Origin of the sequence: Pandoraea morbifera, from assembly GCF_902459575.1 — a bacterium.
Taxonomy (GTDB): Bacteria; Pseudomonadota; Gammaproteobacteria; order Burkholderiales; family Burkholderiaceae; genus Pandoraea; species Pandoraea morbifera.
Genome location: NZ_CABPSD010000005.1, coordinates 114,853 through 135,571, shown reverse-complemented (window position 1 = coordinate 135,571; position 20,719 = coordinate 114,853). Strand labels below are relative to the sequence as shown.

The 20,719-nt window shown below is 65.7% G+C and carries 19 protein-coding genes, 1 pseudogene and 1 riboswitch; of the genes and pseudogenes, 10 read left to right on the top strand and 10 right to left on the bottom strand.

Going from position 1 to position 20,719, the window contains the following annotated elements; all coding sequences use genetic code 11:
• The first annotated feature begins 326 nt into the window (after nucleotides 1–326).
• Nucleotides 327–908 carry a DJ-1/PfpI family protein gene (locus tag PMO31116_RS10415; RefSeq protein ID WP_150566659.1) on the top strand — a complete coding sequence of 194 codons (582 nt, stop codon included), beginning with the start codon at nucleotides 327–329 and terminating at the stop codon, nucleotides 906–908.
• A 66-nt stretch (nucleotides 909–974) separates the two neighbouring features.
• On the opposite strand, the gene PMO31116_RS10410 is transcribed toward PMO31116_RS10415, so the two are convergent.
• Nucleotides 975–1,493 carry a 2-thiouracil desulfurase family protein gene (locus tag PMO31116_RS10410; RefSeq protein WP_150566658.1) on the bottom strand — a complete coding sequence of 173 codons (519 nt, stop codon included), beginning with the start codon at nucleotides 1,491–1,493 and terminating at the stop codon, nucleotides 975–977.
• A 156-nt stretch (nucleotides 1,494–1,649) separates the two neighbouring features.
• Here PMO31116_RS10410 and PMO31116_RS10405 point away from each other — a divergent pair, with 156 nt between their 5' ends.
• From PMO31116_RS10405 to nrdR, 3 genes are all read left to right on the top strand, one after another.
• Nucleotides 1,650–2,954, top strand: coding sequence for a hypothetical protein (locus PMO31116_RS10405; protein ID WP_150566657.1), 1,305 nt, complete (start codon nucleotides 1,650–1,652; stop codon nucleotides 2,952–2,954).
• Nucleotides 2,955–3,216: 262 nt separating this feature from the next.
• Nucleotides 3,217–3,324: riboswitch (ZMP/ZTP riboswitch) on the top strand.
• A gap of 98 nt (nucleotides 3,325–3,422) precedes the next feature.
• Nucleotides 3,423–4,670 (top strand): serine hydroxymethyltransferase, encoded by a 1,248-nt coding sequence (gene glyA / locus PMO31116_RS10400; protein WP_023595052.1) that lies wholly within the window; start codon nucleotides 3,423–3,425, stop codon nucleotides 4,668–4,670.
• 18 nt (nucleotides 4,671–4,688) lie between these two features.
• Nucleotides 4,689–5,171 (top strand): transcriptional regulator NrdR, encoded by a 483-nt coding sequence (gene nrdR, locus PMO31116_RS10395; protein ID WP_023595053.1) that lies wholly within the window; start codon nucleotides 4,689–4,691, stop codon nucleotides 5,169–5,171.
• A 164-nt stretch (nucleotides 5,172–5,335) separates the two neighbouring features.
• Here nrdR and PMO31116_RS10390 read toward each other — a convergent pair whose 3' ends face one another.
• Both PMO31116_RS10390 and PMO31116_RS10385 read right to left on the bottom strand, forming a co-directional pair.
• On the bottom strand, nucleotides 5,336–6,400 hold the full coding sequence (locus tag PMO31116_RS10390) for a porin (RefSeq protein ID WP_150566656.1): 1,065 nt from the start codon (nucleotides 6,398–6,400) through the stop codon (nucleotides 5,336–5,338).
• 569 nt (nucleotides 6,401–6,969) lie between these two features.
• Entirely contained in the window at nucleotides 6,970–7,899 is a 930-nt protein-coding gene (locus tag PMO31116_RS10385; RefSeq protein ID WP_150566655.1) for a LysR family transcriptional regulator, read from the bottom strand.
• A gap of 215 nt (nucleotides 7,900–8,114) precedes the next feature.
• Here PMO31116_RS10385 and PMO31116_RS10380 point away from each other — a divergent pair, with 215 nt between their 5' ends.
• The 4 genes and pseudogenes from PMO31116_RS10380 to PMO31116_RS10365 all read left to right on the top strand — a co-directional run bounded on the left by PMO31116_RS10380 (nucleotide 8,115) and on the right by PMO31116_RS10365 (nucleotide 13,430).
• Nucleotides 8,115–9,020, top strand: coding sequence for a VOC family protein (locus PMO31116_RS10380; RefSeq protein ID WP_150566654.1), 906 nt, complete (start codon nucleotides 8,115–8,117; stop codon nucleotides 9,018–9,020).
• 65 nt (nucleotides 9,021–9,085) lie between these two features.
• Nucleotides 9,086–10,009, top strand: a pseudogene (locus tag PMO31116_RS10375) (NAD(P)-dependent oxidoreductase); the annotation flags it as partial.
• A 125-nt stretch (nucleotides 10,010–10,134) separates the two neighbouring features.
• The gene (locus PMO31116_RS10370) at nucleotides 10,135–11,649 is read left to right on the top strand and encodes an aldehyde dehydrogenase family protein (RefSeq protein WP_150566652.1); all 1,515 of its coding nucleotides are present in this window, start codon (nucleotides 10,135–10,137) and stop codon (nucleotides 11,647–11,649) included.
• Nucleotides 11,650–12,062: 413 nt separating this feature from the next.
• Nucleotides 12,063–13,430, top strand: a complete 1,368-nt coding sequence (locus PMO31116_RS10365) for a DUF3100 domain-containing protein (RefSeq protein WP_150566651.1) — start codon at nucleotides 12,063–12,065, stop codon at nucleotides 13,428–13,430.
• A 165-nt stretch (nucleotides 13,431–13,595) separates the two neighbouring features.
• Here PMO31116_RS10365 and PMO31116_RS10360 read toward each other — a convergent pair whose 3' ends face one another.
• The 3 genes from PMO31116_RS10360 to PMO31116_RS10350 all read right to left on the bottom strand — a co-directional run bounded on the left by PMO31116_RS10360 (nucleotide 13,596) and on the right by PMO31116_RS10350 (nucleotide 15,109).
• Nucleotides 13,596–14,174: an EF-hand domain-containing protein gene (locus tag PMO31116_RS10360; RefSeq protein ID WP_150566650.1), complete on the bottom strand. Its 579-nt coding sequence runs from the start codon at nucleotides 14,172–14,174 to the stop codon at nucleotides 13,596–13,598.
• Between the two features lie 89 nt (nucleotides 14,175–14,263).
• On the bottom strand, nucleotides 14,264–14,530 hold the full coding sequence (locus PMO31116_RS10355) for a glycine zipper 2TM domain-containing protein (RefSeq protein ID WP_150566649.1): 267 nt from the start codon (nucleotides 14,528–14,530) through the stop codon (nucleotides 14,264–14,266).
• A gap of 141 nt (nucleotides 14,531–14,671) precedes the next feature.
• Entirely contained in the window at nucleotides 14,672–15,109 is a 438-nt protein-coding gene (locus PMO31116_RS10350) for a hypothetical protein (RefSeq protein WP_150566648.1), read from the bottom strand.
• A gap of 783 nt (nucleotides 15,110–15,892) precedes the next feature.
• Between PMO31116_RS10350 and PMO31116_RS10345 the strand changes: the two genes are divergently transcribed.
• Together PMO31116_RS10345 and PMO31116_RS10340 are read left to right on the top strand one after the other, a co-directional pair.
• The gene (locus PMO31116_RS10345; protein WP_150566647.1) at nucleotides 15,893–16,534 is read left to right on the top strand and encodes a TetR/AcrR family transcriptional regulator; all 642 of its coding nucleotides are present in this window, start codon (nucleotides 15,893–15,895) and stop codon (nucleotides 16,532–16,534) included.
• A gap of 10 nt (nucleotides 16,535–16,544) precedes the next feature.
• Entirely contained in the window at nucleotides 16,545–17,501 is a 957-nt protein-coding gene (locus PMO31116_RS10340) for a LysR substrate-binding domain-containing protein (RefSeq protein ID WP_150566646.1), read from the top strand.
• 176 nt (nucleotides 17,502–17,677) lie between these two features.
• Here the strand turns inward: PMO31116_RS10340 and PMO31116_RS10335 are convergent, their stop codons facing one another.
• The 4 genes from PMO31116_RS10335 to PMO31116_RS10320 form a co-directional block, all read right to left on the bottom strand.
• Entirely contained in the window at nucleotides 17,678–18,037 is a 360-nt protein-coding gene (locus tag PMO31116_RS10335; RefSeq protein WP_023595066.1) for a helix-turn-helix domain-containing protein, read from the bottom strand.
• Nucleotides 18,038–18,264: 227 nt separating this feature from the next.
• A complete protein-coding gene (locus PMO31116_RS10330) occupies nucleotides 18,265–18,975 on the bottom strand; it encodes an ABC transporter ATP-binding protein (RefSeq protein WP_023595067.1) in 711 nt (236 codons plus the stop codon).
• Nucleotides 18,972–19,742 carry an ABC transporter ATP-binding protein gene (locus tag PMO31116_RS10325; RefSeq protein WP_150566645.1) on the bottom strand — a complete coding sequence of 257 codons (771 nt, stop codon included), beginning with the start codon at nucleotides 19,740–19,742 and terminating at the stop codon, nucleotides 18,972–18,974. Before PMO31116_RS10325 ends, PMO31116_RS10330 begins: the two co-directional genes overlap by 4 nt.
• Complete coding sequence (locus PMO31116_RS10320) at nucleotides 19,739–20,713, bottom strand: branched-chain amino acid ABC transporter permease (protein ID WP_150566644.1); 975 nt, start codon at nucleotides 20,711–20,713, stop codon at nucleotides 19,739–19,741. The genes PMO31116_RS10325 and PMO31116_RS10320 overlap by 4 nt, the downstream gene beginning before the upstream one ends.
• Nucleotides 20,714–20,719 lie beyond the last annotated feature (6 nt).

Below are 20,719 nucleotides of genomic sequence, written 5' to 3'. Positions count from 1 at the left end.
TCGAGCAAGGCGCCGCCAGGCAACCGCTTGACCGACGGCGTTTTGCGCCGACTTGATACCGCGTGCCTCGGCACGCGGTTTTTTTTCGTCCGAAGGGGGCTCGTGATTCGCCAGCGATGGAGGCGCGATGGAGGCGCGATGGGGGCGAGATGGGGCCATGATGGGGCCACCATGGGGCCACCATGGGGCCGCGGTGGCCGCGGCGCGGCCGAACGCGATCGGCGCGCCGGTGGCCCGGGTTCGCGGCCGTCCCGGTGACGTCACCGGAATTGAGTAACATGGAAGGGCGGTTTTCCCCTCCCTCTTTTCTCTGAATGGAGCGTCACATGGGCAAGAAGCGGATTTTGGTACTCGCGGGCGACTACGTCGAAGACTACGAACTGATGGTGCCGGTGCAGGCGCTGATGGCCGTGGGCCATCGGGTAGAGGTGGTCTGCCCCGGCAAAAAGGCAGGCGACAAGGTGCGCACTGCGATTCACGATTTCGAGGGCGATCAGACCTACAGCGAGAAGCGCGGCCACGACTTCACCCTCAACGCCACGTTCGACGGCCTGTCGCCAGCCGACTTCGACGCGCTGGTCATTCCCGGCGGACGCGCCCCCGAGTACCTGCGCCTGAACGACGCGGTTCTCGAGGCGGTGAAGCATTTTGCGCAGAACGACAAACCCATTGCCGCGATCTGCCACGGTGCGCAACTGCTGGCGGCGGCCGGCGTGATCGACGGGCGGGAGTGTTCGGCGTACCCCGCGTGTGCGCCGGAAGTGCGCCTGGCCGGCGGCAAATACATGGAAATCGGCATCGACGAGGCCCACACTGACGGCAAACTCGTGACAGCGCCGGCCTGGCCGGCCCATCCGGCCTGGATCGCCCAGTTCCTTGCGGTGCTCGGCACCAAGATCGAGTTGTAACGACGCACGCCTGGCGGCGCTTGGGGCGTCGCCATATCGCTGCGATGTCTGCGTGCTATCGGCCTGCTATCGGCGCTCGTCGATGGCACGCAGTCTCGCATCCGCCTCGGCGAGCGTGTGTTCGCTGAACACCTCGATACCGTGGCGTCGCAACCAGGCCGCCGCCACGCCGGCTTCCTGCACCTTCCTGCCCGTAAAGCTGCCGTCGTAGGTCGACGTGCTGCCGCACGACGGGCTGTCCTCCTTGAGCACGGCAAGGCGAACGCCATGGCGCCGAGCCAGCGCGAGTGCGTGCCGTGCGCCGTCGATAAAGGCGGTACTCACGTCGACGCCGGTGTCGTCGATCACACGCGCGCGCTGAAGCCAGACGGCATCGCCACCCGAGGCGCCTTCGATTTCGGCGGGCGGACGCGGCGTGGGCAGGCCGCCCGCGACTTCCGGACAGACCGGGACGATGCGACCCTCGGCATGCCAGCGCTCGAGAAAGGCGGCGGCCTCGGATTCGCAAGACGCGCTGCGTCCGTGATACCGAACCGGGTGACCGAGCAGACAACTGCTGACGAGAATACGGGTAAGCGTAGACATGAGGCGAGCCTACCACGTGCGGCGGAATTGTCCGATGTTGCCTCATTTTCGAAAGCTGGCCGCGCACGGCAGCAGCAACATCGGCCGATCTCGAACGGGTCGGCCGGCCCGCGCGTTGCGTGCCGGGGCCTCGCCATACGACGAAGGAGGGTCGTCATGGATATCAACGGCTATTTGTCAGGTGCGAAAGCGGCAGCGGCCAAACCGGCGCCGACGACACCCCCGGCATCCTCGGCATCCGGTTCGCGAGCGCCCGACGGCATCGCGGCGACGCTGGCGCTGCCGGACACGATGACGACTTTCGGTCGTCTCGGGGCCGTTGCGGGGTGCGACGGCTGCGACGTGCCGCTGCCGGGCATCGGACCCCATGATTTCGGCGCGGCGCAGCGTGTTCACGACGCGGCTCGGGAACCGGCTGCGGTGCAGATGCGGCTTGGCCCGCACGTGGATGCGCCCCGGTTCGTCGTCAGGGCGTATCCGGATGCCCGGCAGGCATCGCTGGCCTGGTTCGCGTCAAGGCTGTTCGGCGCGCTGGGTCTGGTGACACCGACGGCGATCCTGGTTCGGGGCTGTGCGACGGCGTACGACGGCACGCATGACGCGACGCGCGTCTTTCTGGCAACACCGTATCTGCCGGGCTACTCGGGCCTCGGCCGCTGGCTCGAGAGCGATGCCGCGAGCCGCGTCGTCGATGCCGCTGACCCTCGCACCCAGGGGGCGGCGAGGGTATGCGATCGCCTTGCGGCGGGCCGTCCCGGTGAGGAGGCCAACCGGTGGCGAGCGCAACGCTGCGCCATGCTGCCCGACATCTATCAATGCGAGCTCGAGCGCCAGTACCTTGCCGCCCTTTGGCTGGACAACCGGACGCTGTGCGATGCGGCCATGGAGAACGTGGGAATCTGGCGGGATCAGGACGATCTGCCGCACGTGATGACGGTGGAATTCGGGGCTTGCCTGTGCGCGGACGCCTCGACCGACATCGACGCCCCGCCGGAGCGCATGGACGGTGCCGCGCCGCCATGGGGCGATGGGACGCGCGTGTCATGCAATGCCGTCGCCGCCCCGTTTGTGCGTCGGTTGGCGGGGTTCGTGCCGCACGCTCACGAGAAGACGATTCGCGACGAATTGAGACAGCCGGACGGTGTGCGAGCGGTGGCGGCGGAAATGGCGTTTCGTCTTGGCCGCATCGATGCGGCGACGATACGGCCGTGGGCGGCCGATGTCTGTCAGCTTGCCCGCGAGGCGCAGGCGTTGGCCGCGCATGGGGGCGATATGCGCGATACCGACGCGTTGGTCGAATATGTGATGGCCAGACGCGGCGACGTGCTGAGGCACCTGGGGGGAGAGCCGGTGGCCCGTGCCTGGGCGCGTCTGTACCCGACGCGGGCGGCCGCCATCAGCGCGCAGCAGGCGCTGTTCCTCGCGCTGGCACCCGCAGCGCGCACGACCGGCCTTGCATGACGGCAGGCTTCGGCGACCGGTTCGCCCTCGTTGGTGCCCCGGTCGAATGCCGTGCGGCCTTTGCGACACCATGTCGGCGCTGGCGCCTGACAGTAAGGTTTCCATCATTGGCATGTCTGACGGGGGGGCATTGAAATCGCCTGTCCGTGCGGCACCGCGCCGGCACTGTCGCAGTTGCGCCATGGGGCGTTCGGCAAGGGGGTGGCGCGGGCTTCCGAGCCGGTTGCCTAACGCCGCAAGCTCGCATAAACTATGGACGCCACAAACCCCGCGTGACTGGCGATTAGGGTGCACAGCCTTGTGCGCCCGAGGTGGATCAACCCACCGGGAAGCGCCGGGGTCTTATTTGCCGTTCGCCTGGGCAGCCGTGATGGTTGGTGCTGCCCTGTCTATCGTCTTCCGAAGCACAAAGGAAGGCGCGCTGCACCATCTCCTCCCGGAAAACCTGTTCAATTCAACGGAACTGCCATGTTCGACAAATCGAAATCCACCGTTGCCGCCGTCGATCCCGACGTCTGGGCCGCGATTCAGAAGGAAAACCAGCGTCAGGAAGACCACATCGAGCTGATCGCGTCGGAAAACTACACCAGCCCGGCCGTGATGGAAGCGCAGGGCTCGCAACTGACCAACAAGTATGCGGAAGGTTATCCGGGCAAGCGCTATTACGGTGGTTGCGAGTATGTCGACGTGGTCGAGCAACTGGCGATCGATCGGGTGAAGGCGCTGTTCGGTGCCGAGGCCGCGAACGTGCAGCCGAACTCCGGCTCGCAGGCCAACCAGGGCGTGTACTTCGCCATGCTCAAGCCGGGCGACACGATCATGGGCATGAGCCTCGCCCACGGCGGTCACCTCACGCACGGCTCGCCGGTCAACATGTCGGGCAAGTGGTTCAACGTGGTGAGCTACGGCCTGAACGAGAACGAAGACATCGATTATGACGCTGCCGAGAAACTCGCGCAGCAACACAAGCCGAAGATGATCGTGGCGGGCGCATCGGCCTTCGCCCTGAAGATCGACTTCGAGCGCATGGCCCGCATCGCCAAGTCGGTCGGCGCCTATTTCATGGTCGACATGGCGCACTATGCCGGCCTGATCGCCGCGGGCGTGTACCCGAACCCCGTGCCGCACGCCGATTTCGTGACGACCACCACGCACAAGAGCCTGCGCGGCCCGCGCGGCGGTGTGATCCTGATGAAGGCCGAGTTCGAGAAGGCCATCAATTCGGCGATCTTCCCGGGAATCCAGGGTGGCCCGCTCATGCACGTGATCGCCGGCAAGGCCGTCGCGTTCAAGGAAGCCGCCACGCCGGAATTCAAGGCGTATCAGGAACAAGTCGTGAAGAACGCACGCGTGCTGGCCGAGACGCTGGTCAAGCGTGGCCTGCGCATCGTGTCGGGCAAGACCGAATCGCACGTGATGCTGGTCGACCTGCGCGCCAAGAACATCACCGGAAAGGCTGCCGAAGCCGCGCTGGGTGAAGCGCACATCACCGTCAACAAGAACGCCATTCCGAACGACCCGGAAAAGCCGTTTGTGACGAGTGGCGTGCGTCTGGGCTCGCCGGCCATGACCACGCGCGGCTTCAAGGAAGCCGAAGCCGAGCTGGTCGGCAACCTGATCGCCGACGTGCTGGACAACCCGGAAAACGCCGAAACGCTGGCCACGGTCCGCGCCAAGGTCGCCGAGTTGACCAAGCGCTTCCCGGTCTACGGCTAAGCCGACGGCGTCGCACGCATGCGCTGCCCGTTCTGCCGGCACGACGACACGCAGGTCATCGACTCGCGTGAAGCGGAAGACGGCGCCGCCATTCGGCGGCGCCGGAAATGCCCGTCGTGTGACAAGCGATTCACCACGTACGAGCGTGTCGAACTCGCTATGCCCGCGGTCGTCAAGAAAGACGGCAGCCGGGCCGAGTACGACCGCGCGAAGGTGCGTGCGAGCATGCAACTGGCGATTCGCAAACGCCCCGTGAGTGCCGAAGCGATGGATGCCGCGATTGCGCGCATCGAATACAAGCTGCTGGCCGGCGCGGAGCGCGAAGTGATGAGCCAGCGTATCGGCGAACTCGTCATGCGTGAACTCAAGCGCCTCGACAAGATCGCCTATATCCGCTTCGCATCCGTGTATCGCAGCTTCGAAGACATTGCAGAGTTCCGCGATGTCCTCGAGGAAATCGACAGTACCGACCTCAAGCCCAAGCGCAAGCCGGTGGCGTAGGACCGCGCGAGAGGCCGCGATTCGGTCTGAGCGGGCGATGAAAAACCCGTCGCGCCTGAAAGGGCGTGGCGGGTTTTTTTCATGGTGGAGGGCACCGTGGGCGCGGACGACTGGCGCCGGCGCCCGTTGCCCGGCGACGCGCAGGTCGACAGCGCCGCATGCGCTCAGAACGAGTGCGACACCCCGATGTAGGCGCCGGTCTGGCTCTTGCCTGGCGGCGGGTTGTCGAGCGAGTCGCTCGGAATGGCGGCGACCGAGAAGCTCTGGTTGGCACTGTTCTTCACGTAGGCGACGGTGCCATACAGGAACGTGCGTTTGGACAGGTTGTACGTGGTGCCGAGCTCGAACATTGTCGCGTGTCCGAAACCGCCCGGCACGTTCACGTGGTAGACCGCCGCATTGGCCGCCCATACCGCCGTCGCCTGCCATTTCACCCCGGCCCAGTAGTGATCGGCGCGCGTGGCGAAATCGGGGGCGGGGGCGTCAGGCGCTGACATGTGCGTGTAGCCCAGCGAGATCGTGAAGCGATTCAGGAAGACGTTCGCTCCCGCGAAGTACTCGCGCGAGGTGGCGAACACGTCCGTGAATCGCCCGTTGGTGTCGCGAATTTCGTCATACAACGCGCGCAACTGGAAGCGATCGTGCGTGTAGGTCAACTGCGCGCCCATGCCGCGGCCGCTGTTGAACTGGCCCGCGATATTCGAGAATGCATACTGGCCGGCGATATCGAACCCGTACCAGTTCGGACTCTGGTAATTGACGGTATTGCTCGCTTGCGGCCAGTTGCGTCCGCGCACGAGCGATGCCGACGAGAAAGCCTGCTGCTGGAAGGGATCGAAATCCCAGACGCCATTGCTGATGAACAGGTTGCGGCCGAGCGTGAGCTGACCCCACGAGCGGGAATTGAAGCCGACCAGGGCACGCCGATCGAAGATCGAGCCGGAACCGTTGTTGTTGAAGCCGTTCATCAACTGGAAGCCACCTTCCAGATTGAATACCGCATGCAATCCCTGTCCGAGATCTTCATACCCGCGCAGGCCGAACAGGCTGGTGCCGTAGTCGCCGCCCTGAGCGCTCCAGCGTGACGTCGTGCCGCCGTTGCCGTCCTGCAGGTTGTTCATGAACTGGAAGCCGCCATCGACGCGGCCATAAAGTTGCACGCTCGACTGTGCGTGCGCGAACGAGCCGATGCCGCACAGCAGGCTGGCTGCGATGAGCTTCTTTCTCATGGTCTGTTCCCCAGATTGCGTTTTGCCCCGCACCTTTGTTGCGTGGTTATGCCCGTCGTCGCCTTTCATCGCCCGTTTCGGGGCGAGGCAGGAGAAGCTCGGGAAAGCCTGAATTTTCGTTACGAGTGACGAGAAATCGGCAAGCGGGAACGCCTGGGCAACGGGCGCCGCACGGGAACATGCGGGCGGTTGCGAGTGATGCCGGCACGCTCTGGTCGTCAGAGATCGTTTTCATGGCAGTCCACTGGCGTTAGGCCGTCTTCGGCGTGCTGTCACGCGCCGCTGCAAAGACGCTCGTGTGACACACAGGGGCCGTGCGGCGACCGGAATCGGCTGGCGAGGCGCGCCGGGATGATCGATGTCTTGTACTGCGAGATAACCTTGCGCGCGACGCCCGGATGGCTTCTTTATAGCCGAATTCTCGCGCCTGCAACATCGGGTAAAGGCTTAGTCGCCGGATTGTTGCGTGCCAGCAACCGGAGCGGGCGTCAGCGCAGCGGCGGAGGAGGCCGCCGGCGTCGGCGCGGCGCCGGCTTTCCGGGCGGGCGCCCGCGTGGCCTGCGAGCGCCTCAATCCGGCGCGCCGAAGGCCTCCATCTTGCTTGCCAGATGCGTGAGCAGCCGATTGGCCGCCCCGGAAAGACGGCGGCCCGCACGGGTGACGAGATGCGCCTCGGCGCGATTGAGGATCGGGTGATCGATCGGCAGCGCGCACAGGATGCCGGCATCGATCTCCTGCGACACCGCGAAAGCGGGCAGGAATGTCGCGCCCAATCCGGCGCGAACGAAGTGCTTGAGCACGGAAATCGAGTTGGTGGTCACCGCGGGCGAGAGCCGGCGCTTCTCCGACTGCTCGGCCAGTTCCATCATCTGGCGGGTGCCGTAGGCCCCGTGCATGAGCGCGAGCGGTACGTCGTAGAGCTCGTCCAGACGCAAGGCGCCCGCCTGGGCCGCGCGTGCGACGAGCGGCGAGTCGGGCGCGACGATGGCGTGCACGGGTTGGCGCAACTGCGCCCGGGAAACGATCTTGGGCTCCGCCGGCGGGTGGTAGACGAGCCCGATATCCGCGTCGTCCTCGGCGACCAGCCGCATCACTTCATTGGTGCCGGCCAGATCGAGGGTGAGCGTGATGTCCGGGTAACGCCTGCAGAAATACTGCAGCGGCGGGCCCATCAGATCGCTGACGAACCCCTCGCCAACGGCCAGCCGGATATGCCCGCGCCGAAGCCCGCGCACTTCCTGCAGCTTGGCAAGCAAGTCCTCCTGGTGGGCACGCTGCTCCCGGTAGTACTCCATGAGCAGGCGGCCCGCCTGCGTGAGGTGCACGCCGCGCTTGTGGCGTTCGATGAGCGGCAGCGACAGTTCGGCCTCGAGCAGGGCGATCTGACGACTCACGGCCGACGGGGCGATGTCGAGCCGGTCGGCGGCCGCACGTACAGTGCCGCACTGGACGGCCTCGTACAAATAAGCCAGACGGCTCTCGTTGATGGCAGGTGTCATAGCCTAAAGACTAATTTTTAGAACAAAAATCTTCAAGCGTTGTCATTGAGCGTCGTTTTTTTTCAATCCACACTGCAAAACATGCGGATCGGCCCCATTGCCCGGCCCCGAACCCAGGCGAGGCCGGGCGACGGCGGCCCGATTCCGCGCCAGATGGCATGCGCCGCGATGCATGAGCGGCGCGGGACGCACGAACGATTCCACAGGAGACCCCGATGATTCCTCCGCGAAACACGCGATTCGGCATCGATCATCCGCTGGTCACCGTTCACGACCACCCGAGACGCCTCGCGCACTACGCGCGTCTTGGTTTCTCGCCGTCGCCGGTGTCTTATCACCCGTGGGGCACGGTCACCTCGCTCATGATGTTCGCAGACAATTTCATCGAACTGATCGGCGTGGACGATCCCGTGAAATTCGGCACGAACGCGGTGGGCGACTTCTGTTTCGGACGCTATCTCGGAAGCTTTCTCGCCCGGGAGGAGGGCGTCTCGCTCGTGGCATTGCACAGCAAGGACGCCCGGGCGGATCAGTCGCGTCTTACCCAGGCTGGGCTCGAGACGCAGGGCATCATCGACTTCCGCCGCGCCATGCGCAAGCCGGACGGCACGCCCGACGAAGCGGTCGTCTCGCTGGGCCTGTTCCTCGACGACACGCTCGGCGACGCCTCCAATTTCATTTGCCACCAGCATCGCCCCGAACTGATCTGGGTGCCCGAGTGGCAGCGCCACCCGAACGGCGTGAGCGCCATTGTCGGCATCACTTACGTAACGCCGGACGCTACGGCGCTGCGTCAGCTCGCCACGCGCTGGCAGCGCCTTTACGGCGCGCGTCATGTGGATCTGTACGACGGGGGCGCGGTGGCCGACACCGGCTGTGGCCAACTGCTCGCGATGTCGCCGCAACGCGCCGAGGCGCGCTACGCCGCGGTGGGCCTGCCGATGGCGCAGGGGATGCGCACGCATGCGGTGGCCATCACGCTGCTCGCCCCCGATCTGGCGCGCATCGAGGCGATCTGGCGCGAGCATGGCGTGCCGTACGGTTACAACGAGCACGGTCTGGTCGTGGAGCCGGAATTCGCGGGCAACGTCGTGCTGGAGTTCGTGAACCACCCGCATTGAAATTTTCCCAGGACATGTCCTGACGTGGGCCGTCCCAGGGCGGCGCGCGAAGCAAGCGACGTCGCCCGTGGGGGTGGCGTCATCCTCGCAGTCAATTTGGAGTCAACATGAAAATCATCGGAGTGGTCGGACTGGGCAACATGGGACGCGGCATGGCGCTGTCGTTGCAGCGCGGCGGTTTCACGGTGCTCGGCTTCGACCCGTCGCCGGCCGCGGGCGCGGCATTGGCCGACGCCGGCATCGGCCTGCGCGGGTCGGTGGCCGAACTCGCACGCGAAGCCGACGCGCTCGTGCTATCGCTGCCGACCTCGCAAGTGGTCGAGGCCGTGGTCAACGGCGCCGACGGCATCGCCGCGAACGGCCGCGAAGGGCTCGTGGTGATCGACACCTCGACCGCCGATCCGCAGAGCACCCGGGCGCTGGCCGTCACGCTGCGCGAGAAGGGCATCGCGCTGGTCGACGCACCGGTGTCGGGCGGACCGAAGGGGGCGCTCAACGGCGCGCTCACGATGGTGCTGGGCGGCGCGGCCGAGGACGTCGCACGTATCGAGCCGGTGCTCGCGGCGATGTCGGCCAAGCGCGTGCATATCGGCGATGTGGGCGCGGGCCACGTGACCAAGCTCATCAACAACCTGATGTGCGCGGCGCATCTGATCGTGGCCGGTGAAGCCATGCGCCTGGCAACCGCCGCCGGCGTGGCGCCCGAGCAAGTGCTCGAGGGACTGAACGCGGGCTCGGGACGCAGCGGCGTGACGCAAACCAACTACCCGACGTGGATCCTCAACGACGCCTTCGACTCGGGCTTCACGATGAAGCTCATGCGCAAGGACGTGCGTCTGGCCATGGCGCTCGCGGAACAGGCAGGGACGCTCGCGACCGGACCGCTGTCGGCCGAGGTCGGCCGCCTCTGGGCGGCGAGCGCCGCGACGCTCGGCGACGACGAGGACTTCAACCGCATCGTGCAGTTCATCGAGCCGGGCCGGGTGTGAGCGTCGGCCGGGGCTGGCCGTTTTGACGCGGGCGCGGTGACGTGAATCGTCACGGCCGATTTTCGATTTCTTCAGTTTTTGCACAGGACGATACGCCGCGAGGGCGCATCGCACGGAGTTTTCTCATGGCAGACCAACAAGCCGCCGCGTTGCTCGGCGCATTCACCAAGTTCTTTCCCCACGCCACCACCATCGGCTCATATGTCAACGGCGAGCTCGTCGAGGGCGCGGGCGAAACCGACATCGACATCGTGAACCCGGCCAGCGGGCAGAAGGTGCTGGCCTATCGCGACGCCGGCGCCGCGGTCGTTGCGCTGGCGGCCGATGCCGCGCAGGCCGCGCAAAAGACGTGGTGGGCGCTCACGCATGCGGCACGCGGTCGCGTGATGCAAGCCGTCGGCGCGAAGATTCGCGAGAACGCCGAGGCGCTTGCCCAGCTCGAATCGATCGGTGCGGGCAAGCCGATCCGCGATTGCCGCGGCGAAGTCGGCAAGGTGGCCGAGATGTTCGAATACTACGCCGGCTGGACCGACAAATTCTTCGGTGACGTGATCCCGGTGCCGAGCACGCACCTGAACTACACGCGTCGTGAAGCCATGGGCGTGGTGCTGCAGATCACTCCCTGGAACGCGCCGGTGTTTACTTGCGGCTGGCAGCTCGCGCCCGCCATCGCCATGGGCAACGGCGTGCTGCTCAAGCCGTCGGAACTCACCCCGGCGAGCTCGCTGGTCGTGGCGGCGCTGGCCGAGCAAGCCGGCGTGCCGCGCGGTCTCATCAACGTGCTGGCAGGCTTGGGTCACACCACGGGACAGGCCGCGATCTCGCATCCTGTGGTCAAGAAGGTCGTGTTCGTCGGTTCGCCCGCCACCGGCAGCAAGATTGCCGCGGCCGCCGCGCAACGCCTGCTGCCGAGCGTGCTCGAGCTGGGCGGCAAGTCGGCGAACATCGTTTTCGACGACGCCGATCTGAAGCGCGCCTGCCTGGGCGCGCAGGCCGCCATCTTCTCCAGTGCGGGGCAGAGCTGCGTGGCCGGTTCGCGTTTGCTGGTGCAGCGCGGCGTGTACGACCGCATGATCGAGATGCTGGCGCGCGGCGCGGAGCAGATCCGCGTGGGCGAGCCGCTCGACGATGCCACCGAAGTCGGCCCGATCTGCAACCGAACGCAGTATCAGCACGTGATGAACATGATCGACGCGGGCGTCGCGGGCGGGGCACGTCTGGCGGCCGGGTCGCAGCAGCGCAGCGACGGCGGCTTCTTCGTGCGCCCGACCGTGCTCGCCGATGCGAACAACGCGATGGGCGTGGCGCGTACCGAGATCTTCGGCCCGGTGGTGGTGGCCATTCCGTTCGACACCGAAGAGGAAGCGCTCGCGATCGCCAATGACAGCGAGTTCGGCCTGGCCGGCGCCGTCTGGACGCAGGACGTGGCCCGTGCGCACCGTGTCGCGTCGCAGGTCAACGCCGGTACGTTCTGGATCAATGGCTACAAGACGATCAACGTCGCCTCGCCGTTCGGTGGATACAACCACAGCGGCTATGGCCGCTCGAGCGGTGTGGAAGCGTTGTATGAGTACACGCAGACGAAGAGCGTGTGGGTCGAGACGGCCGCGAATCCGGCCACGCCGTTCGGGTACGTCTGATTCCCGTGCGAATGTGCCGCCATCGTGCGTCGTGCGCGCGCGAATGCATCGTGAAAGTGTGAGAAGTGTGCCGGGCGCCGGTCGTGAGGCTCCGTCCGGCATGCAACCGTTTCAGCCCGCGGGACAAGCGGCCGGAACGGTGATTTTGACCGCGTATAATGCCGCCCTCGGGTGGTTCGGCGCGGAACGCTGTTGCTGTCACCGAGGCGCGCCAACATGGCAAGCGCAATGGGTAATGCGCGGTCGTTGATGCGCAGTGCCGCAGTGCCGAATGGCGCCGTGGGGGTGTTCGCCGGGTCTCGCGATCCGGCGGACGGCGCGCCGAATTTCCTTAACCACCGAAACGTTCGCGCATCTTCCGGGCAACCGGACGGCACCGGACCGGTTCAATAGCAAGTGCAGTGGAGACCCAGATGGCAGTCATGGAACAAAATGCGGCAAAGCCGCAAGGGGGCGCCTTCAGCGATGGCGTGCGCCTGTACGTATGGGCTATCGTGATCCTCGTGATCGCGGAGCTGATCGGGGCGATCAGCATCAGTGCCGGTCACGGCAAGATCGTGTTGTTGCCGATGGTCTGGGCACTGCTGCTCGGCGCGGCGCTGGGGCTGGCGCAGGCGCGTTTGCCGCGATTCGCGCAGATCGACCTGCCGATGCAGCACAAGGCGGCCGCCATTCTGCAACCGGCGCTGCTGCTGTTCGTGGCCAAGCTCGGCCTGCTCGTGGGCGGCTCGCTGCCCAAGCTCGTGGCCGCTGGCTGGGCGCTGGTATTCCAGGAGTTCGGCCACTTCGTGGGTACGATCATTCTGGGTCTGCCGGTTGCGCTCATGCTCGGCATCAAGCGTGAAGCCATCGGCGCGACCTTCTCGGTCGGTCGTGAGCCGAGCCTGGCCATCATCGGTGAAAAGTACGGCTTCGATTCGCCCGAAGGTCGCGGTGTGCTGGCCGAGTACCTGACCGGCACGATTTTCGGCGCCGTGTTTATTTCGCTGTTCGCCGGCTTCGTCGCCAGCCTCAACCTGTTTCACCCGCACTCGCTCGCCATGGGCGCCGGCGTGGGTTCGGGCTCGATGATGGCGGCCGCAGCCGGTGCCATCGCCGCACAGCAAACGCCGGAAGTCGCGAAGGAAGTCGCCACGTTCGCGGCGGCGTCGAACCTGATCACGACGACCATCGGAACGTACTTCACGCTGTTCATCTCGCTGCCGCTCGCCGTGTGGGGCTACCGCGTGATGGAGCCGGTGCTCGGCCGCATCAGCAAGCGCGGTCGCGCCAACGCGGAAGCCGCTGCCGTGGCCGACGCCGAAGCCGCGAAGGAACTGAAGCAGGCCAGCAAGGCGCACACCGTCGAAATGAATTTCGGCGCGCGTCTGTTCGCGTGGATCTTCTCGGGCGCGCTGGCGCTCGTGGGCAACAGCATGGCCTTCAAGACGCCGTTCCTCGACGGCGTGCCGGGCATGTTGATCATCATCTGCGCCGTGATCGTCGGCGAAGCGCTGTATTTCGTTACGCGTCGCAAGGTGCCGGCCGTGTGCTGGGTGTCGCTGATCGCGATGTTCCTGACCTCGCCCGCGTTCCCCTTCGCGCCGGTGGTCGAGCAGTTCACGGGCAAGATCAACTTCCTCGCCCTCGTCACGCCGATGCTGACCTACGCCGGTCTGTCGGTCGCCAAGGACGTTCCCGCGTTCCGTCGACTCGGCTGGCGTATCGTGGTCGTGTCGTTCCTGGCCAACGCCGGGACGTTCCTCGGCGCGGCGATCATCGCCGAGTTCTTCCACGTGTAATGCGTGGGCGATGCGCGGCAGCAACAGGCCGCGCCGCCGGCGAGGGGAAGCGACGCGTTGTTGCTCCCCCCGGACTGCAGAAAAATAACGCCACGGCTTGCCGTGGCGTTTTGCTTTTCTCCCGCCCCTTTCGCTTGCGGCGGACTTGCGAGCTCGGGCGCGCGCTCAGGGTTTGGTCGTCGCTGCGTCGGCTTGCTCCCGCTCATGGTAATAGCGGCGGAAGAACGCACGAATCTCCGCCGGGGAGAGTTTGCCGTCGTGATTCATGTCGATCTGGTCGAAATGTTGGTAGAGGAAGGGCTCGGCGGCCGCCGTTTCGTCGCGGCTCAGATAGCCGTCGCCGTCCTTGTCGGCCGCCTTGAAGTAGCGCTCGAAGGTTGCGCGGCGTGCCTGCAACTGATTACGCTGGTAGGTGGCCCATTCGTTGCGATCGATCTTGCCGTCGTGGTTCGCGTCGATCACGTCGAACGAGCGCTGCAAATAGAGCCCCAATGCGGCGTTCTGATCGGCCGCGTCGCCATAGTCAGGGCCTTGTGCCGCAGTCGGCGGGGGCGGCGGCACCGGGGTGGTCGGTACCACGCCGTTGATCGGGGCGCGCGCCTGCTGTGCATAGCCCGGCACGGCGGTAAGCGTGAGAGCCGCCGCGCCGGCACACAGGGCGGCCGCCGCAAGCGTGCGGCGACCGAGGCGACGCGCGGACAGCGTTCGAAGCGATCGTTGGCGGAGTGTCACTAGGGATGTCATGTCGCACTTCTCCTTATGGCTTGAGCAATGACGGCGGCGCGCGGCTCGCCCGGCGAGCGCGCTGCCGCCCGGGAACGGTCCGTCAGCCGTCAGTAGCGGCGACGATCGTTCGTGATGACGTTACCGATCACGCCGCCCACGACGGCGCCGCCCACGGTGGTGCCGAGGTCGCCGCCGGAGATGAGCGCACCACCCAGCGCGCCGACGCCGGCGCCGACCGCGGTGTTACGCGACTCGCGCGGCGTCATGCCGCCGCAGCCGGCCAGTGTGCCGACGAGCGCGGCGCCCACGAGTACCGGGGCCGCCTTGCGGGAAAGATGCGAGAGGTGCGAGATCCATCGTTGTGTGGTTTTCATGACGCATGGCTCCTTCAAGGGGGCGAAGCCCCCGGGTATTCGCAGGTCGTCGTTTCCGGGCGGCCTGCTGTCTGGTGAAAGCGGTGGTCGTCGATTGCGCCGAGGGCGGCGCGTCGATGTCGACGCACATCGACGGACCTGTCAGTGCGCGGTGGCCGAGCCCGGCTCCGGCGCTCCCGCGCCGCCTGCCGGATTCGATTCCTGGTAGGCCGGCGGTGGCGGGGGCGGCGGATACGGGCGGCCCTGGGCATCGGAGGCGTACGGCCTGCCCGAAGCATCGGTGGGCGGGTACGGACGACCGTAGGCATCGGTGCCCGGGGCAACCGGCGAGGGCGGTGCCGCATACGGGCTGCACGCCGAACCTGGCGCGTACGGCGGAGGTCCACAGTTGGGCTGGTACGCCGGATTCGTCGTTTCGTTCCCTCGATAGGGCAGGCGTGGCTGTGGCGGCGCCTGGTAGGCGCAGCCCGCCGTCGCCAGCATCAGGACCGCCAGTCCCGAGGCCGCCAGCGTTCTGGCAGTGCATCGGGTCCGGTCCGCGGCGTGGTTCGCGGCGTGGTTCGCGGAATTCGTTCGCATCATGACCTCCTTGCGAGAGCGGTGTTCGTCCCACTCGTCGTCATCATGGATTCCAGAAAAACAACAAGGGCGATCCGAAGGGACCGTCGACACGGCCATCGCGCGCCACATCGCCAACGTCGTCCGATCCGCATCGCTTGCCGACTCATGTTGGACGCAAGTTGCGAAATTTGGATCGATGGATCTTGTAAGCGTTTGTAATCGCTCTTGGGAGCGTTGCCGGGCGGGCGTCTCCGGCCAGTGGATTCGCGTGCGAGGACGCACCGCCGAACGCTCGCGTACGTCGTATGCAATGTAGTCCGAATTAATGTAGGAATGCACCGACATCGCACCGTCGGCAAACGGGGGAGGTGCGATGTAGGCGGCGAAGCGCGACGTTCAGTGCGAGGCCATCGACAATTTCGTATTCGTTGAAATATACGAACGCATTCGCGCAGCCGATGCCGCAGATCTCCCATGGGGCTGCGGGGAGAAGCATGACATCGAAACATTTCAATTTTGAAGTATTGCGCGACGGCGGTGTCGCGGTCCGAACGCCTCATCGGTCGTCGGGCTCTCATGCGCACATTGCGCGGCAAGACGGCGTAATGCGCGATGTCTGTCATCGCAATTCACGTCGAATGCGTTTAAACACCGGGAAAGTCCGGGGGAGTGTTTGCGCTTAGTTTTCGCCGCAAGGGGCTTTTGCGCTGGCATACTGTGCGCGCTGACGTTCGGTATGCGCTTCAGTGGACGTTGAGAAATTTCGATCAAGGTGCCCGGCCTATCCGTGCAGGCTCACACATGCCACAAGTCAAGAAAGAAGACATTCGTCAGGCCATCCTGGAGGCGTCGCAGGCCCTGTTTCTCGAAAAAGGGTACGTCGACACCACGATGGTGCAGATTGCCAAGCGCGCAGGTATTTCGCACGCGAACATCTACAGCTACTTCACGGCGAAGCTGCAAGTCTTCTTCTGTGTTTACGAAAAATGGTTCAAGGCGCGCGTCACCGCGATAGAGGCGGATGTTCTGGCCGCACACGGTGCCCATGTCCGCATGCGCACGCTGTTGGCCGGCATCCTGGTGCAATTGCCGCGGCTCGATAACGGTTTCTCGCACAATCTGGTTCAGGCGTTGGCCACCGTCAGTCCTGGCGACCCTTACGATCCGGCACTGTTGCAGTGGTTTCGCGAACGCCTGTCGGGCATGCTGGCCGCGTGCGCGCCTAGCCTGGCCCGCGACGGCGTGCGACGCGCGCGCCTGGTCGACATCCTCGTCCTGACGTTCGACGGATGCCTCGTGAACCATCATGTCAACCCGGCCTCGCTGCCCGACGTCGCCATGCTCGAGGAATTCGTCACGGCATTCCTGTCGTTGGAGCCGGTCGAGCCCGCTCCCGCGCCGCACTCGCCGCTCACGCCGACAGGCTCCGCGGCAGCGGCCTGACAGGACGCCGATGCGATCACTCCCCTGGACCGCCCTCAACCTCGGACGCAAGCTCAAGTTCCATCAACTCCAGGTCTTCGACCGCGTGCTCGAGACGGGCTCGCTCGTGCGCGCGGCCAATGAAACGGGACTCACGCAGCCGGCCGTGAGCAAGATCGTGCACGAGCTCGAGGCCTGCTTCGAGGGCCCACTGTTCGTGCGCAGCAATCGTGGCATGCAACCCACCGAACTGGGCGAGCTGCTCGGCCATCGCGTGAAATCGCTGATGGCCGAGCTGCGTTACCTGACCGACGAGGTCAATGCGTTCAGCGCCGGCACGAGCGGCCACGTAATCGTGGGCACGCTGATCTCCGCGTCGGCGGATTTGTTGCCGCGCACCATTGCCATGCTCAAGGCACGCACGCCGGGCGTGCTGGTCACGGTTCGCGAGGCCACCACCGCGCAACTGTTCCCGGCGCTCGCGAGCGGCGACCTCGATATCGTCGTGGGCCGCTTGCCCGAGCGTGCGCTACCGGTGGCCAATGCGTTCGCGCTCACGCACGAAGTGCTCTTCAACGAATCGCTCTGCGTGGTCGGTGGCAAGCGCCACTGGTCCCACGCGCCGGAGCGTGTGCCGCTCGCGCAGTTGCGCGAAGGCGCGTGGGTCTTGCCGGTGCCGGAGTCGCCGTCGCGGCTGGCCGCCGAGCGCCTCTTCCACGACGCCGGACTGGCGTTGCCCGACGACGTCGTCGAATCGCTCTCGATGCTCACCAACATCGGCCTGATGCTGGAGACCCCGCGTGTCGTGCTCATGCCGCGCGCGGCCGCCAAGCCGTTCGTCGAATCTGGGTTGCTGCGGGTGTTGGCCGACACGGTGCCGGGCAGTTTCGGTGACGTGGGATATTCACTGCGAACCGACAGACAGCCAAGCCCCGCCTGCGAACGCTTCATCGCCTGCCTTCGCGAGGCGTGCGGCCTGACCCCGTAAGCACCGCACTTGACTGTGTACCATTCCCCGGAATGCAACAGGGCGGTATGCCGTCACGTCGCGATGTCCTGACGTCATCGATGGCATACCGCCCTGGGGACACCGCGCATGGAATGATGACGGGTGAAGGGGCTCGCGGCGTGTCAAGGCCGCATCAGAGGTGCGTCAGCGTCGCGTCAGAGTCGCGCGAGGGATGAAACCAGGCCCGGATTCTGTTGTACGAGTCGAATCAGGCACGCCGCCTGGGCGTTGGGGCGTGCGCGACCCTGTTCCCAGTTCTCGAGCGTACGCGGGTTTGTGCGCAGATAGTGCGCGAACACATTGCGCGACATGCCCAGATGCTTGCGAAGCGCAAGGAGTTCGTCCGGAAATACTTCCAGTTTCGGTAGCGGCGTGCGAGGCAGCTCCTTGATGTTGAGCGGAAGGTCCGCTGGAAGGCCGTTCTTGACGTGTGCCGGCTCAGTGGGCGGTGGCGCACCGGTGTCCTGCGTGAGCAGCCAGCGGAATGGATTCGAAGGCGTATTTGAGTAAGCCATAGTCCTGCCCGGGAGTCTGAATGTTGGAAATCGGAACGCTTGCTAAGGCAATCAAGCGGAGCCGATTGCACCACACAGTGCGGCTGGGCGCTTTCACAAAACACTCCCGATTTTCGCGTCTGACACCTATCGAATACTACGCACCTCGTGCAGGCGGAGTGCCGCGGAGTGTACGCAAAAACGTGAGGCGCGCACGGTGGCGCGCGCTCACGCGCATTCACACGGGCTCACACGCCGAGGTAGGTCTGCAGCTCGGGTAGCGCCTGACGCAGGCTCGCCGAGTCGCCCTGCCAAGCCACACGGCCCTTGTCGACGATGTAGTGCCGGTCGCCGAGCTCAAGCATCGGAGCGAGGTTCTTGTCGATACACAGGATCGACAGTCCGCTGCCTTTGAGTTGCTTGAGGCATTGCCAGATTTCACCGCGAATGAGCGGTGCGAGGCCTTCCGTGGCTTCGTCGAGAATGAGCAATTTCGGATTCGTCATCAACGCGCGGCCGATCGCGAGCATTTGCTGCTCGCCGCCGGACAGATTGCTGCCGAGGTTCTTCTCGCGTTCGCGAAGCCGCGGGAAGAGGCCGTAAATGCGCTCCAGCGTCCAGGGCGAGCTGGCCCCGTGGCGATTGCCTGCGGTCGCGACGAGGTTCTCGCGAACGGTCAGCGTGGGAAATATCTGGCGGCCTTCCGGGACCAGCCCCATTCCGGCTCGCGCAATGCGATGCGACGGGCTGGCGTGCACGGGCTGGCCGTCGAACACGATCTCGCCGCGCGCCGGGCGCATGAGTCCCGTCATCGATTTGACGGTGGTGGACTTACCCATGCCATTGCGGCCGAGCAGCGTGACGAACGTTCCGCGCTCGATCTCCAGATGCATGCCGAACAGCGCCTGGCTCGCGCCGTAATAGGACTCGACGCCGGACAAAGACAACAGGGTACTCATGCGGTCGCTCCCAGCATTTCGTTGCGGGTATCGTCCCCGAGATAGGCCTCGCGCACGCCGGCGTCGTTGCGAATGGCGTCGGCGGTCCCGCAGGCGATAGCGCGTCCGTAGACGAGCACGGTGATGCGGTCGGCGAGTGCGAATACGGCGTCCATGTCGTGCTCCACGAGCACGATCGCGTAATCGCCCTTGAGTTCGGCGAGCAGGTGCGTCATCTGTTCCGATTCGGCTTGCGACATCCCGGCCATCGGCTCGTCGAGCAGCAGCAGCTTCGGGCGGCTGGCGAGGGCCATGGCCAGTTCCAGTTGACGATGCTCGCCGTGGGCCAGGGCGCTGGCCTGCACGTGCATGCGCGCCGCGAGCCCGGCGCGCGCCAGGATCTCTCGTGCGGGCTCGACGAGCGAAGCTTCGCCGATGGCCGGACGCCAGAAGCCGAAGCTGTGCCCCTGCATGGCCTGCACGGCGACCATCACGTTCTCCAGCGCGGTGAATTCCCGAAACACCGACGTGATCTGGTAAGACCGCGCGAGCCCGGCGTGGGCGCGCTGCTCGATGGGCATGGCGGTGATGTCGTGCCCGTCGAAATGAATGGTGCCCTCGTCGGAGCGAAGCTCACCTGCCAGCTGGCCGATGAGCGTGCTCTTGCCCGCGCCGTTGGGGCCGATGATGGCGTGCAGCTCGCCCGGCGCGACGTCGAGGCAGAAGTGATCGGTGGCGGTCAGCCCGCCGTACCGTTTGACCAGTTGGTCCACGCGAAGCAGGCTCATGCTTTGCCCTCCACGGTGCCGGTGCGGCGAGAGAGTCGCACCTGAAGGTCGCCGAGCAGGCCGTAGAGGCCGCGTCGCGAGACGAGCACGGCCACCACGATCAGCGGCCCGAAGATGATCATCCAGTGCTCGGTCATGCCCTTGAGCCACTCTTCGATGAGCAGCATCGCCGCGCTGCCGAGCACCGGGCCGAAGAACGATCCGAGTCCGCCGAGGACAACCATCACGATCAGCTCGCCGGACGTGGTCCAGGCCATGTACGCGGGCGAGACGAAATGCGTGAGATTGGCGTAGAGCATGCCCGCCACGCCGCAGGCCATGGCGCTCAGGATGTACGCCACGAGCTTGTAGCGCAGCGTCGGATAGCCCAGCGCGCGCATGCGACGGTCGTTCTGGCGAGCGCCGCGAATGACCATGCCGAAGCGGGCCTCGACAAGGCGGCGACCGGCCCACACGCACAGGCAAAGCACGGCGAACGCGACGTAATACAGCACTGCCGGATCATCGAGCGTTACGCTGCCGAAGCGGCTGCCGGCGGACACGGGCAGGCCGTCGTCGCCGCCATACTGCTTCAGGCTCACGGCAAGGAAGTAGAACATCTGGGCAAACGCCAGCGTGATCATGATGAACGCGATGCCGGTCGTGCGCAGCGACAGCAGGCCGGTCACGGCACCCACGATCGCGCACAGCAGCAGCGTGAGGCCGAGATGCACGAAGCCGTTGTCCACGCCGTGATAGCTGAGGATGCCCACCACATAGGCGCCGAGCCCAAGATACAACGCATGGCCGAAGCTCACCATGCCGCCGTAGCCGAGGATCAGATCGAGCGAGACCGCCGCGATGGCGAACACGACGATGCGTCCGAACAGGGTGAGATAGAACGGCTGCTGGGCGTATGTCGCGTAAAGCGGGACCAACGCCAGCACGGCCAGCAGCAACAGGGGCACGGCAGTGCGAAGATTGAGTTTCATTTCCAT

Excerpts from the sequence above, each read along its gene's own strand:
- PMO31116_RS10415 (WP_150566659.1), top strand. The coding sequence starts at position 327 with ATGGGCAAGAAGCGGATTTTGGTACTCGCGGGCGACTACGTCGAAGAC.
- PMO31116_RS10410 (WP_150566658.1), bottom strand. The coding sequence starts at position 1,493 with ATGTCTACGCTTACCCGTATTCTCGTCAGCAGTTGTCTGCTCGGTCAC.
- PMO31116_RS10405 (WP_150566657.1), top strand. The coding sequence starts at position 1,650 with ATGGATATCAACGGCTATTTGTCAGGTGCGAAAGCGGCAGCGGCCAAA.
- glyA (WP_023595052.1), top strand. The coding sequence starts at position 3,423 with ATGTTCGACAAATCGAAATCCACCGTTGCCGCCGTCGATCCCGACGTC.
- nrdR (WP_023595053.1), top strand. The coding sequence starts at position 4,689 with ATGCGCTGCCCGTTCTGCCGGCACGACGACACGCAGGTCATCGACTCG.
- PMO31116_RS10390 (WP_150566656.1), bottom strand. The coding sequence starts at position 6,400 with ATGAGAAAGAAGCTCATCGCAGCCAGCCTGCTGTGCGGCATCGGCTCG.
- PMO31116_RS10385 (WP_150566655.1), bottom strand. The coding sequence starts at position 7,899 with ATGACACCTGCCATCAACGAGAGCCGTCTGGCTTATTTGTACGAGGCC.
- PMO31116_RS10380 (WP_150566654.1), top strand. The coding sequence starts at position 8,115 with ATGATTCCTCCGCGAAACACGCGATTCGGCATCGATCATCCGCTGGTC.
- PMO31116_RS10370 (WP_150566652.1), top strand. The coding sequence starts at position 10,135 with ATGGCAGACCAACAAGCCGCCGCGTTGCTCGGCGCATTCACCAAGTTC.
- PMO31116_RS10365 (WP_150566651.1), top strand. The coding sequence starts at position 12,063 with ATGGCAGTCATGGAACAAAATGCGGCAAAGCCGCAAGGGGGCGCCTTC.
- PMO31116_RS10360 (WP_150566650.1), bottom strand. The coding sequence starts at position 14,174 with ATGACATCCCTAGTGACACTCCGCCAACGATCGCTTCGAACGCTGTCC.
- PMO31116_RS10355 (WP_150566649.1), bottom strand. The coding sequence starts at position 14,530 with ATGAAAACCACACAACGATGGATCTCGCACCTCTCGCATCTTTCCCGC.
- PMO31116_RS10350 (WP_150566648.1), bottom strand. The coding sequence starts at position 15,109 with ATGCGAACGAATTCCGCGAACCACGCCGCGAACCACGCCGCGGACCGG.
- PMO31116_RS10345 (WP_150566647.1), top strand. The coding sequence starts at position 15,893 with ATGCCACAAGTCAAGAAAGAAGACATTCGTCAGGCCATCCTGGAGGCG.
- PMO31116_RS10340 (WP_150566646.1), top strand. The coding sequence starts at position 16,545 with ATGCGATCACTCCCCTGGACCGCCCTCAACCTCGGACGCAAGCTCAAG.
- PMO31116_RS10335 (WP_023595066.1), bottom strand. The coding sequence starts at position 18,037 with ATGGCTTACTCAAATACGCCTTCGAATCCATTCCGCTGGCTGCTCACG.
- PMO31116_RS10330 (WP_023595067.1), bottom strand. The coding sequence starts at position 18,975 with ATGAGTACCCTGTTGTCTTTGTCCGGCGTCGAGTCCTATTACGGCGCG.
- PMO31116_RS10325 (WP_150566645.1), bottom strand. The coding sequence starts at position 19,742 with ATGAGCCTGCTTCGCGTGGACCAACTGGTCAAACGGTACGGCGGGCTG.
- PMO31116_RS10320 (WP_150566644.1), bottom strand. The coding sequence starts at position 20,713 with ATGAAACTCAATCTTCGCACTGCCGTGCCCCTGTTGCTGCTGGCCGTG.